Annotated in this window: 13 protein-coding genes; 8 read left to right on the forward strand and 5 right to left on the reverse strand. The window is 71.3% G+C overall.

The features are described from left to right. Nucleotides 1-89: 89 nt before the first annotated feature. Both AB0G32_RS00520 and AB0G32_RS00525 read right to left on the reverse strand, forming a co-directional pair. Nucleotides 90-617 (reverse strand): SMI1/KNR4 family protein, encoded by a 528-nt coding sequence (locus tag AB0G32_RS00520; protein WP_361156094.1) that lies wholly within the window; start codon nucleotides 615-617, stop codon nucleotides 90-92. Between the two features lie 16 nt (nucleotides 618-633). Then, entirely contained in the window at nucleotides 634-948 is a 315-nt protein-coding gene (locus tag AB0G32_RS00525; RefSeq protein ID WP_361156097.1) for a hypothetical protein, read from the reverse strand. Between the two features lie 141 nt (nucleotides 949-1089). Here AB0G32_RS00525 and AB0G32_RS00530 point away from each other — a divergent pair, with 141 nt between their 5' ends. Next, a complete protein-coding gene (locus tag AB0G32_RS00530) occupies nucleotides 1090-1311 on the forward strand; it encodes a hypothetical protein (protein WP_361156099.1) in 222 nt (73 codons plus the stop codon). Between the two features lie 375 nt (nucleotides 1312-1686). Here the strand turns inward: AB0G32_RS00530 and AB0G32_RS00535 are convergent, their stop codons facing one another. Continuing rightward, nucleotides 1687-1935 carry an SCO4226 family nickel-binding protein gene (locus AB0G32_RS00535; protein ID WP_361156102.1) on the reverse strand — a complete coding sequence of 83 codons (249 nt, stop codon included), beginning with the start codon at nucleotides 1933-1935 and terminating at the stop codon, nucleotides 1687-1689. Nucleotides 1936-2354: 419 nt separating this feature from the next. Continuing rightward, nucleotides 2355-3044 carry a phosphate signaling complex protein PhoU gene (phoU, locus tag AB0G32_RS00540; protein ID WP_361156103.1) on the reverse strand — a complete coding sequence of 230 codons (690 nt, stop codon included), beginning with the start codon at nucleotides 3042-3044 and terminating at the stop codon, nucleotides 2355-2357. Between the two features lie 280 nt (nucleotides 3045-3324). Between phoU and AB0G32_RS00545 the strand changes: the two genes are divergently transcribed. Together AB0G32_RS00545 and AB0G32_RS00550 are read left to right on the forward strand one after the other, a co-directional pair. Next, nucleotides 3325-4644, forward strand: a complete 1320-nt coding sequence (locus AB0G32_RS00545; RefSeq protein WP_361156106.1) for an ATP-binding protein — start codon at nucleotides 3325-3327, stop codon at nucleotides 4642-4644. Beyond that, nucleotides 4641-5321: a response regulator transcription factor gene (locus AB0G32_RS00550; protein WP_215166158.1), complete on the forward strand. Its 681-nt coding sequence runs from the start codon at nucleotides 4641-4643 to the stop codon at nucleotides 5319-5321. The genes AB0G32_RS00545 and AB0G32_RS00550 overlap by 4 nt, the downstream gene beginning before the upstream one ends. Before the next feature lie 101 nt (nucleotides 5322-5422). Here AB0G32_RS00550 and AB0G32_RS00555 read toward each other — a convergent pair whose 3' ends face one another. Then, entirely contained in the window at nucleotides 5423-6133 is a 711-nt protein-coding gene (locus tag AB0G32_RS00555; RefSeq protein ID WP_361156109.1) for a DUF461 domain-containing protein, read from the reverse strand. 629 nt (nucleotides 6134-6762) lie between these two features. Here AB0G32_RS00555 and AB0G32_RS00560 point away from each other — a divergent pair. The 5 genes from AB0G32_RS00560 to rlmB all read left to right on the forward strand — a co-directional run bounded on the left by AB0G32_RS00560 (nucleotide 6763) and on the right by rlmB (nucleotide 11429). Continuing rightward, nucleotides 6763-7245: a CarD family transcriptional regulator gene (locus AB0G32_RS00560; protein ID WP_003953493.1), complete on the forward strand. Its 483-nt coding sequence runs from the start codon at nucleotides 6763-6765 to the stop codon at nucleotides 7243-7245. A gap of 293 nt (nucleotides 7246-7538) precedes the next feature. Beyond that, nucleotides 7539-8339: a 2-C-methyl-D-erythritol 4-phosphate cytidylyltransferase gene (ispD, locus tag AB0G32_RS00565; protein WP_361156112.1), complete on the forward strand. Its 801-nt coding sequence runs from the start codon at nucleotides 7539-7541 to the stop codon at nucleotides 8337-8339. Then, nucleotides 8329-8853: a 2-C-methyl-D-erythritol 2,4-cyclodiphosphate synthase gene (gene ispF / locus AB0G32_RS00570; protein ID WP_361156115.1), complete on the forward strand. Its 525-nt coding sequence runs from the start codon at nucleotides 8329-8331 to the stop codon at nucleotides 8851-8853. The genes ispD and ispF overlap by 11 nt, the downstream gene beginning before the upstream one ends. A gap of 125 nt (nucleotides 8854-8978) precedes the next feature. After that, entirely contained in the window at nucleotides 8979-10379 is a 1401-nt protein-coding gene (gene cysS, locus AB0G32_RS00575) for a cysteine--tRNA ligase (RefSeq protein WP_361156117.1), read from the forward strand. A 111-nt stretch (nucleotides 10380-10490) separates the two neighbouring features. Beyond that, nucleotides 10491-11429: a 23S rRNA (guanosine(2251)-2'-O)-methyltransferase RlmB gene (rlmB, locus tag AB0G32_RS00580; protein WP_361156120.1), complete on the forward strand. Its 939-nt coding sequence runs from the start codon at nucleotides 10491-10493 to the stop codon at nucleotides 11427-11429. Nucleotides 11430-11460: the final 31 nt, after the last annotated feature.

Raw genomic sequence — 11460 nt, forward strand, 5'->3', positions numbered from 1 at the left:
TCGCCCCTCTCCGAACAGCTCGTCACTGTCAGGGTATGGCTCGGGACCCTCCGCTCGCGGGCGCTTTTGGCCCGCTTCTCGATGTTCCGTCAGCGACAGAGTGCCAGGGCGAAGTCGTCGAAGTGGGGGAACTCCCGGGCCGCCTGGGCCAGGACGTCCGGCGCCGGCAGCCGGCAGTCCGCCGCGAACTGTTCGGCGACAACCGTCAGTTCGTGGTTGCTTCGCGCGGTCCAGCCGGGTTCGTAGGAAGTGGCCGCTTCCCAGGGGCCGTAGCCGCCGGCCAGCAGCCACAGGAAGGCGCCGAGATCACGAGCCACTACGCCCGTCTCGCCCTCGGATCCCAGGAAGACGACCGGTTGTCCGGTGAGCGGCTGGTGCTCCTGGAGCATCCAGAACGCCGCGTATCCTCCCGTGCCGTCTCGGCCGAAGACCCGGAAGGCGTCGCCGTCGACTGCCGGATTCCCGGTCCAGGAACGGAGCCAGTCCGTGGTCTCCGCCCGGGACAGGAACGCCGGGAACGGTTCGAAGTCGACGCCCTTGCCGTCGTCGTATTCGAACGACACCGCCAGTGCGGCAGCCAGCGCGGGAGGGAAGGAACGATCCGGACCGTGGCTCATGCGGACAGGCTAGTGATCACCGCCGGTGCCGCCCAGCCAGCAGCACCACGCCCCCCACCGCCCCCGACGCCAGCAGACCCCCCACCGACCGTGCCGACAGCACCGACCACCGGGACTGCGCGGAGAGCAGGGACCCCGTGCTCAGCCACGACCCCATGGAGAGGAAGGACAGCGAGCTGCCGATCGAGGCGATCGACAGGGCCGAGCCCACCGAGCCGATGGACAGCACCGAGCCGACCGAACCGATCGACAGCACCGAGTCCTTGGACCAGAGCGACAGCACGGAGCCGTGGGCGGGGCGGCGGGCCGGGCGGGCGGGCGGTTTCGGCATGGGACCATCATGCCTCCCGCTCGGGATTCCAGGCAGGTCCGTTCCGGAGAACTGTCTCTGAACAGGGCAAACACGGGTCGGCTCGATCTCCGGGCCGCTGCGGCCCCACCGAGTGGCGCGGGTGGGGTCATACTGAGGACAATGACAAAGCCATCTGCACCGAAGCGCCATCTGCCGACCAGCCCCTTCAAGGCCCCGGTCGCGCCGCCCCTCAAACACTTCGCCGTGGGAGACCAGGTCACCCACGACATGTACGGCCTCGGCCGCGTGATCGGCATCGAGGACGGAATCGCCGCGCTCGTCGACTTCGGGTCGGCTCAGCAGCGGATTCTGAGTCCGTACTCCAAGATGAGCAAGCTGTAGCAGCAGCTCGCTCCGCACCCGAACGGGAGACCTCTCATCGAATCGACCTCGCTGTTCTCCGCTCCGGAAGGAGCGCCTCGCTACGCCACCGCCGCGTCGCCGCCGCCCGCGACGAATCCGTTCGTGGCCCCGGATCTCGGGGAGGACGAGGACTTTCCACTGGACGAGGGGCCCGCGTCCTTCTCGGCTGTGGAGGAGGCCCGGCACACAGCGCGCTAGCCCGAGGCGCGCTCACACCGCGTTCAGCCGGGGACGGTGGCCGTGCAGCGCGTGCCACACCGCGCCGTGCGGGCCTGCGCGCCCCAGGGCGAGTGCGTCGGGAACGTGAGGAGCGTCGGCGTGCTGTTCCGAACGGGGGGCGCCGCCGAGGCGGCCTCACACCGTGAGCGGCACCGCGTGCACCTCGTCCGCCGGATGGCCGGCCCGTTCGTGCACCCGCTGGACCGCCGCCGCGGACGGAGCCTCGGAGAGGCAGTAGACCGTGCCGGAGTCCGGGTCCGCCCAGGCCCGTTCGAAGTGCACCCGCTCGTCCTGCTCGACGGCCAGGTCGGCCTGGTGCGCCTGGTGGAGCTGGTCGGCGGTGATGCCGTGCATCCCGTGATGGACGTCCATGAACCGGGTCATGGCTCCGCACCTCCCACACGTTCGAGTACGTCCGCCCCTCACCTCCATGGTGCGTCCGTACGGGGGACCGGGCGACCCGGCGACGGCCGAGGGCCCCGGCGAGCGCGTCGCCGGGGCCCTGAGCCTCGTACCTGAACCGTCAGCCGCACTGACAGGGGCTGCCCGACTGGCAGCCGCAGCCGCAGCCCGAACCGCAGCCGCACGCCGCGATCAGCGGTAGGGACTTCAGCTGCGCGGGCTGCTCGGTGGGGCGTTCCTGTGCGGGATCCGGCGTGGTGCTGGGGGATTCGGCCATGGGTCCTCCTAGCGGCAGATGCCTGTGCCCATTGGATGCCCAGGGCGGCGGTCGCATCAACGGCGCATCGAGGCGCCGGTACGCGCTCCGCCCGCACTACCGCCCGCACCACCGCACGCCCGGTTCAGGCGCCCTCCACCCCCGTCACCGGCTGGATGTCCGCCTGGAGCTCGTCCGCGTGCTCACCGGTGACCAGGTACACCACCCGCTTGGCCACGGCCACCGCGTGGTCCGCGTACCGCTCGTAGTAGCGGCCCAGCAGAGTCACGTCGACCGCCGTCTCGATGCCGTGCTTCCACTTCTCCTCCATCAGGTGCTGGAAGAGCGTGCGGTGCAGCAGGTCCATCTCGTCGTCGTCCTGCTCCAGCTGGAGCGCCAGGTCGACGTCCTTGGTGATGATCACCTCGGCCGCCTTCGCCATCAGGCGCTGCGCGAGCTGGCCCATCTCCAGGATGGTGGCGTGCAGGTCCTGCGGGACCGCGCGCTCCGGGTACCGCAGCCGGGCCAGCTTCGCGACGTGCTGGGCCAGGTCGCCGGAGCGCTCCAGGTCCGCCGACATCCGCAGCGACGTCACGACGATCCGCAGGTCCGTCGCCACCGGCTGCTGGCGGGCCAGCAGGGTTATCGCCTTGGCCTCCAGGTCGTGCTGGAGGTCGTCGACCTTCTGGTCGCCCTCGATCACGTTCTCGGCGAGCTTCAGGTCGGAGTCGAGGATGGCGGTCGTGGCGCGCCCGATCGCCGACCCGACCAGCCGGGCCATCTCCACCAGTCCGTCGCCGATCGAATCCAGTTCCTCGTGGTACGCGTCCCGCATCTTCGGTTCCCTCTCGTACGTCCTGCCAGGGGGTTCCTGTCAGGGGGTTCCTGATCAGGAGGTCGGTGTCCGTGAAGCTCCTGCCCAGGAGGCCCCCGTTCAGGAGGTTCCGGTCCAGGGGGTTCTGACTCCCACGCTGCCACGTTCCGGCCCGTACGCGTCCGTTTCCGGCACCTCAAATGAACCAGTACTGGCTCCAAGGTGAACTCTGGGCGACGAGTGTTCGAGGTCGCACTCCGATGGCTTCGGCCCGGCCGTTCCGCATGCCTAACCTGGACGCATGGACGTGAACGCGGCGGTCGCCGCAGTGGCAGCGATCGCCGGAGCGGTGACCGGTGTCATCGCCATGCTCGCGTTCCGCTGGAGCGAGCGCGACCAGAAGCGCCCCACCCGCACCTCGCTGCACACCGACCCCGTGCTGCCGCCGGGGGTGGACACCGTCCTGTCGGTCCTCAGGTCCTCCGCCGTCGTGCTCGACGAGGAGGACGCCGTGGTCAAGGCCAGCTCGGCGGCGTACGCCCTCGGACTGGTGCGCGGCGGCAAGCTCGCCGTCGAGCCGATGCTCCAGATGGCGCGCGACACCCGGCGGGACGGCGAGATACGCCAGGTGGAACTGGACCTGCCGCGCCGCGGCACCGGCCGGGGCGAGGCCCTGGCGGTCTCCGCGCGGGTCGCGCCGCTCGGCTCCCGGCTGGTGCTGCTCCTGGTCGAGGACCTCACCGAGGCCCGGCGGATAGAAGCGGTACGGCGCGACTTCGTCGCCAACGTCAGCCATGAGCTGAAGACACCCGTCGGCGCGCTCTCGCTGCTGTCCGAGGCCGTCATGGACGCCTACGACGATCCCGAGGCGGTGACCCGGTTCGCCGGGCGCATGCAGATCGAGGCGACCCGGCTCACCAACCTCGTACAGGAACTGATCGACCTCTCCCGGGTGCAGAACGACGACCCGCTGGAGGACGCCGAACCGGTCCGCGTCGACGAACTGGTCGCCGAGGCCATCGACCGCTGCCGGCACGCGGCCGGCACGAAACAGATCACCATGGCCGCGGGCGGCACCGCCGAGCTGCGGGTGCACGGCAACCGCGGCCAGCTCGCCGCCGCCCTCGGCAACCTGGTCGAGAACGCCGTCAACTACTCGCCCGCCCGCACCCGGGTCGGCATCGCGGTCCGGCGCGTCGCCGCCGCCGGCGGTGACATGATCGAGGTGGCCGTGACCGACCAGGGCATCGGCATCTCCGACAAGGACAAGGAGCGCATCTTCGAGCGCTTCTACCGCGTCGACCCGGCCCGGTCCCGGGCGACCGGCGGCACCGGCCTGGGTCTCGCGATCGTCAAGCACGTGGCCGCCTCGCACGGCGGGGAGGTCACGGTGTGGAGCGCCGAGAACCAGGGCTCCACCTTCACCCTGCGGCTGCCGGAGGCGGGCTCGGCCCGTGTCCGCGCACGGCAGCGTCCCGACCGCTTCGGACTCGCCGACGACGCCGAGCACCCCGACGACCCCGACGACGGCCGGCCCGCCGCAGCCACCGGCGCGTCCTCCGTCACACCCCCCGCACCATCCCCGTACGAAACGCTTCCCGCCCCGGAGGTCCTTCCGTGACCCGTGTGCTCGTCGTCGAGGACGAGGAGTCCTTCTCCGACGCCCTGTCGTACATGCTCCGCAAAGAGGGCTTCGAGGTCGCCGTCGCGACCACGGGGCCCGACGGACTCGACGAGTTCGAGCGCAACGGCGCCGACCTCGTCCTGCTCGACCTGATGCTGCCCGGCCTGCCGGGCACCGAGGTCTGCCGTCAGCTGCGGTCCCGCTCCAACGTCCCCGTGATCATGGTGACCGCCAAGGACAGCGAGATCGACAAGGTCGTCGGACTGGAGATAGGGGCCGACGACTACGTCACCAAGCCCTTCTCCACCCGCGAACTGGTCGCCCGTATCCGCGCCGTCCTGCGCCGCCGCGGCGAGCCGGAGGAGGTCACCCCGGCCGCGCTGGAGGCCGGGCCGGTCCGGATGGACGTCGACCGGCACGTGGTGACCGTGGCCGGCGCCAAGGTCGACCTGCCGCTCAAGGAGTTCGACCTGCTGGAGATGCTGCTGCGCAACGCCGGCCGGGTGCTGACCCGGATGCAGCTCATCGACCGGGTCTGGGGCGCCGACTACGTCGGTGACACCAAGACCCTCGACGTCCACGTCAAGCGGCTGCGCGCCAAGATCGAGCCGGACCCGGGCGCGCCGCGGTATCTGGTGACGGTCCGCGGTCTCGGCTACAAGTTCGAGCCGTAGACCGGCCCGCGCCACGCGTTCGCCACGCCCGAAGGGCGGGCCCCCGGTCGTCGGGGGACCCGCCCTTCGGCGTACCGCGCTACCGCGCGGTTGGGCTGTGCTCAGTGACCGGCGGTGTCCGCGTCGGTGGAGGCGCTGGCGGAGGCCGCGTCGGTCGGGGTGCCCGAGTCCGTGCTGTCCGACTCGGAGTCCGACCCGGACCCGGTGCCGCCCGACGCGTCGTCGGACGGCTCGCCCTCGGGCTGCTCGTCGGCGGAGGCGGTCGAGGTGGACGGGTCCTCGGACTCCTCCGGCGAGGTCGGGACCTCGCTCGGGCCCCACGAGGTGAAGTAGGTCTCGGCCGGCACGACGAACGCCTTCAGGCTCACGTCACCGGTCTTGCTGAGGGTGAAGGTGATCTTCTGCGCGTTGCCGTCCTGGACCGCCTCGCGGCTGCTGGGCAGGGTGGCGGCGGCGTTGTCCTTGCCGCCGAGGATCAGCCGGCCCCCGGCCGGGATGGTCAGGTCCTTGCCCTTGAGCGGCTTCAGCTCGGCGGTCTTGCCGGTGCCGTCGACGCGGATCGACTCCAGCTTCTGGTCGGTGGAGCCGCCGTTGAAGAGGGTGGCGGAGATCGCGGCGGGGCCGGTCGACTCCAGGTCGGGCTGGGTGATGACGATGGCGTTCTGGATCTTGATGTCGCCGACGCTCGTCGCCGCGTTGTCCGGCTTGATCTCCAGGGTCTGGGCGCTGTTGCCGGCGCCGCACGCGGCGAGCGGGAGAATCGAGAACGCGATGGCGGCGGCGGGGGCGCCGCGTCGAAGGCTGCTGCTCACGGCGGCGGCAACTCCTTGACTCGTCAGAGGCGGCGGCAGGGATAAAGCCGCCCTAAGTGGTGGTCAGCGGCTTCAGGTTACCGACCGGGCCGTCCGCCGCCGCACCCGACCCTCCCCCTGGGCTCCCGCTTCGCCCGGAGAGCGGCCCGTTCCGCACGGTCCCCACCGGTCGCATTGAGCCGCCCGCGCATCCGCCATTCGGATAAGAACCCGTCCGGCATACCGGCCGCCGAACGGACCGCACATTTTCCGTGCGGAATGCGCGGGCGGCCGCGGAATTGATCACGAGCCGGGTAGTGCGAACGCGGCACGAACGTGTCGTGATCAATTCCGGAATCGTCCGGAAGCCCGCTCCGGACACCGAACGGAGTAGCGGAAGTCGCACGGATGGAATCGGACATATGGGGATGTTCGGTCGCGTGGCCGGTCCTCCGGACATGTGTGACGGCGGTGTTTCGCCCACCCCGAAGAGCCGCTCCGACCTGCGAATACCTGCCTCCGATCGGCCCGCGCAGCACGTTCCGGTTGCTGTTGTCAAGCCCCGAGATATGCCCTGACCTGCGAAAACGCCATTCAGAACCCGCCGTTTCCGTGTTACCCTGGATAGCCACGGAAGGGGTACCTGTCACATGACGTTCAAGGTTGGCGACACCGTGGTCTATCCCCATCACGGGGCCGCGCTGATCGAGGCTATCGAAACTCGCCAGATCAAAGGCGTGGACAAGACCTACTTGGTGCTGAAGGTCGCCCAGGGCGACCTGACGGTACGTGTGCCAGCGGACAATGCGGAGTTCGTCGGCGTGCGTGATGTGGTCGGTCAGGACGGGCTGGACCGGGTCTTCGAGGTGCTGCGCGCGCCGTACGCCGAGGAGCCCACGAACTGGTCGCGTCGTTACAAGGCAAACCTGGAGAAGCTCGCCTCCGGCGATGTCATCAAGGTCGCGGAGGTGGTACGTGACCTGTGGCGCCGGGAGCGTGAGCGCGGACTCTCCGCCGGTGAGAAGCGCATGCTCGCCAAGGCCCGCCAGATCCTGGTGAGCGAGCTGGCTCTCGCGGAGAACACCAACGAGGACAAGGCCGAAGCGCTGCTCGACGAGGTGCTCGCCTCCTGAGGATCCCCCTCCTGAGGCATTCCTCCTGAAGCACGGCGGAACCGCCCCGTTTCCCACCGCTCGGTTCCACACATGAAATGCCGCGGTGCCCGATGACGTCTTTGCCGTCGCGGGCGCTGCGGCATGTTCGCGCCCGGGTCCCCGCACCCGGAGAATGTCTTCCCCGGTCCTGGTGTGCCGGGCCCGGGCAGCTGTCTCGACCGGTGTCACGGAAGGGACCGGTCAAGGCGTCGCGCCCGGCACTCCCAGGGCCATACCCACGCCAGGCCAGCACACAAACCTGACAGGAACCGATGTCTGACGAATCGCGTCCCTCGCCCGTGGTTGCCGCCGCGAACGGCTCCGAGAGCGGCCCGGCGGGCGGGTCCGCCGGGTCCCGTACCGCCGCCGTGATCCCCGCCGCCGGACGGGGTGTGCGCCTCGGTCCGGGCGCCCCCAAGGCCCTGCGCATGCTCGCCGGCACGCCCATGCTCATCCACGCCGTCCGCGCGATGGCCGCCTCCCGGGCGGTCTCCCTGGTCGTCGTGGTCGCGCCGCCCGACGGGGCCGCCGAGGTCAAGAGCCTGCTCGACGCCCACGCCCTGCCCGAGCGGACCGACTTCACGGTGGTGCCCGGCGGGGCGTCCCGGCAGGAGTCCGTCCGGCTCGGCCTCGGCGCGCTGCCGCCCGAGTACGACGTCGTCCTCGTGCACGACGCCGCCCGGCCGCTGGTGCCGGTCGACACGGTGGACTCCGTCATCGAGGCGGTGCGCGGCGGCGCGCCGGCGGTGGTACCGGCGCTGCCGCTCGCCGACACCGTGAAGGAGGTCGCGCCGGCCACCGCGCCGGGCGGCCCGGAGCCGGTGGTGGCGACCCCCGAGCGGGCCCGGCTGCGCGCGGTGCAGACCCCGCAGGGCTTCGACCGGGAGATCCTGGTACGGGCGCACGAGACCGTGACGGAGAACGTGACCGACGACGCGAGCATGGTCGAGCAGCTCGGGCCGGCCGTCGTGGTGGTGCCGGGGCACGAGGAGGCGTTCAAGGTGACGCGGCCGCTGGACCTGGTGCTGGCGGAGGCGGTCGTGGCCCGCAGGAGGCTGAACGATGGCTTCTGACCCGTTGTTGCCCAGGGTCGGCATCGGCACCGACATCCACGCCTTCGAGGACGGGCGGGAGCTGTGGTGCGCCGGCCTGAAGTGGGAGGGCGAGGGCCCGGGACTGGCCGGGCACTCGGACGCGGACGTGGTCGCGCACGCGGCCTGCAACGCGCTGTTCTCGGCGGCCGGGCTCGGCGACCTCGGCCAGCACTTCGGGACCGGCCGGCCGCAGTGGTCCGGGGCGTCCGGGGTGACGCTGCTGACGGAGGCGGCGCGGATCGTGCGGGCGGCGGGGTTCCGGATCGGGAACGTCGCCGTACAGGTGGTCGGCGCGCGGCCGAAGGTCGGCAAGCGGCGGGCGGAGGCGGAGCGGATCCTCTCCGCCGCGGCCGGAGCACCGGTGTCGGTGTCCGGCGCGACCACGGACGGGCTGGGCTTCCCGGGGCGGGGCGAGGGACTGATGGCGGTGGCGACGGCGCTGGTCGTCGCCGAGCGGGGACCGGAGCACCCGTCCACCCGGCTCGGTCAGTAGAGAAGACCGGTCAGTAGAGAAGAAAAGACAAGAAAAGAGCAGTCCCCCCGCCCGGACCCGGGAGGGGGGACCCTCACCCGCCCAAAAGTCATGGGGCACTGCTCGCGGCCCACTACCCTGGACTCGTGACTATTCGGCTGTACGACACCAGCGCCCGGCAGATCCGTGACTTCGCCCCCCTCGTGCCGGGCTGTGTCTCGATCTACCTGTGTGGTGCCACCGTGCAGGCCGCCCCGCACATCGGGCACATCCGGTCGGGGCTGAACTTCGACATCATGCGCCGCTGGTTCGCCCACCGCGGCTACGACGTCACGTTCATCCGCAACGTCACCGACATCGACGACAAGATCATCAAGAAGGCGGCGGAGCAGAACCGCCCCTGGTGGTCCATCGGGTACGAGAACGAGCGGGCGTTCAACGACGCCTACGCCGCCCTCGGCTGCCTGCCGCCGACCTACGAGCCGCGCGCCACCGGGCACATCACCGAGATGGTCGAGATGATGCGCGGCCTCATCGAGCGCGGCCACGCCTACGAGGCCGAGGGCAGCGTCTACTTCGACGTGCGGTCGCTGCCGGGGTACCTGTCGCTGTCCAACCAGGACATCGACGAACTGCGCCAGCCCGCCGGCGAGGGCGAGACCGGCAAGCGCGACCCCCGCGACTTCGCCATGTGGAAGGCGGCCCGGCCCGGCGAGCCGAGCTGGGAGACGCCCTGGGGACGCGGGCGGCCCGGCTGGCACCTGGAGTGCTCGGCGATGGCGCACAAGTACCTGGGCCGCGAGTTCGACATCCACGGCGGCGGGATCGACCTGATCTTCCCGCACCACGAGAACGAGATCGCCCAGGCCAGAGGCTTCGGCGACGCCTTCGCCCGGTACTGGGTGCACAACGCCTGGGTCACCATGAGCGGCGAGAAGATGTCCAAGTCGCTCGGCAACTCGGTACTCGTCAGCGAGATGGTCAAGCAGTGGCGGCCGATCGTGCTCCGCTACTACCTGGGCACCCCGCACTACCGCTCCACCATCGAGTACAGCGAGGAGTCGCTGCGCGAGGCGGAGACGGCGTTCGCCCGGATCGAAGGGTTCGTGCAGCGCGCCGCCGAACTGGCCGGCATCGCCGTGGAACCCGCCGCCGAGGTGCCGCCCGCCTTCGCCGACGCGATGGACGACGACCTGGGCGTCCCGCAGGCGCTCGCCGTCCTGCACACCACCGTCCGGCAGGGCAACAGCGCGCTGGCCGCCGACGACAAGGAGGCCGCCGTGGCGCGGCTCGCCGAGGTGCGGGCCATGCTCGGGGTACTGGGACTCGACCCGCTGGACGCCCGCTGGGCCGGCGACGCCGAGACCGGTGAGGACCTCAACGGCGTCGTCGACAGCCTCGTACGCCTCGTGCTCGACCAGCGGGAGGCGGCCCGGGGCCGCAAGGACTGGGCCACCGCGGACGCCATCCGGGACCGGCTCGGCCAGTCCGGGCTGGTCATCGAGGACAGCCCGCAGGGCCCGCGCTGGAGCCTCGGCCCCCGCTGAACCGCACCCGGTTCCCCTCGGTCACCGAAGATCGACTGTGCCGCCCGGCCTCCCGGGCGGCACACTGCATAGAACGTACCGACCACAGCTCAGGAAGCGAGACCCGTACTCATGGCCGCTAACAACCGCCGCATGTCCGGCAAGAAGGGCGCGCAGGTCGGCAGTGGCGGCCAGCGACGCCGGGGCCTGGAAGGCAAGGGACCCACCCCGCCCGCCGAGATGCGCAAGGGACACGCCAAGCAGCGCGTCGCCAACGCCAAGGCCCGCCGTACCCAGGGCCGCACGCAGGCCCGGCGCGGCGGCCGGTCGGCCTCCGAGATGGTCGTCGGCCGCAACCCGGTCGTCGAGGCGCTGCGCGGCGGCGTGCCCGCCTCCACGCTCTACGTCCAGCAGTTCATCGACAGCGACGAGCGGGTCCGCGAGGCACTCCAGCTCGCCGCCGACCGCGGCGGCATCAACCTCATGGAGGCGCCCCGGCCCGAGCTGGACCGGATGACCAACGGGCTCAACCACCAGGGGCTGGTGCTCCAGGTGCCGCCCTACGAGTACGCGCACCCCGAGGACCTGCTGGCCGACGCCGCCGACGCCGGCCAGGACGCGCTGATCGTCGCCCTGGACGGGGTGACCGACCCGCGCAACCTCGGTGCCGTCGTCCGGTCCGTCGCGGCGTTCGGCGGGCACGGCGTGGTCGTGCCCGAGCGGCGCGCCGCCGGGATGACCGCCGGCGCCTGGAAGACGTCCGCCGGCACCGCCGCCCGTACGCCGGTCGCCCGCGCCACCAACCTGACCCGCGCCCTGGAGCAGTACAAGAAGGCGGGGATGACGGTGGTCGGACTCGCCGCCGACGGGGAGACCGAGGTCGGCGAGCTGGCCGCGCTGGGCGGGCCGGTCGTGATCGTCGTCGGCAGCGAGGGCAAGGGCCTGTCCCGGCTGGTCGGCGAGACCTGCGACTACCGGGTGCGGATTCCGATGCCGGGCGGCGCGGAGTCGCTCAACGCCGGTGTGGCGGCGGGCGTCGTGCTCTACGAGGCGGCCCGCAAGCGGTCCTGACCAGCACCGCAGCGGTGCGGTTGATCTTGAC

This window comes from Streptomyces sp. NPDC023723 (assembly GCF_040639815.1).
GTDB lineage: Bacteria > Actinomycetota > Actinomycetes > Streptomycetales > Streptomycetaceae > Streptomyces.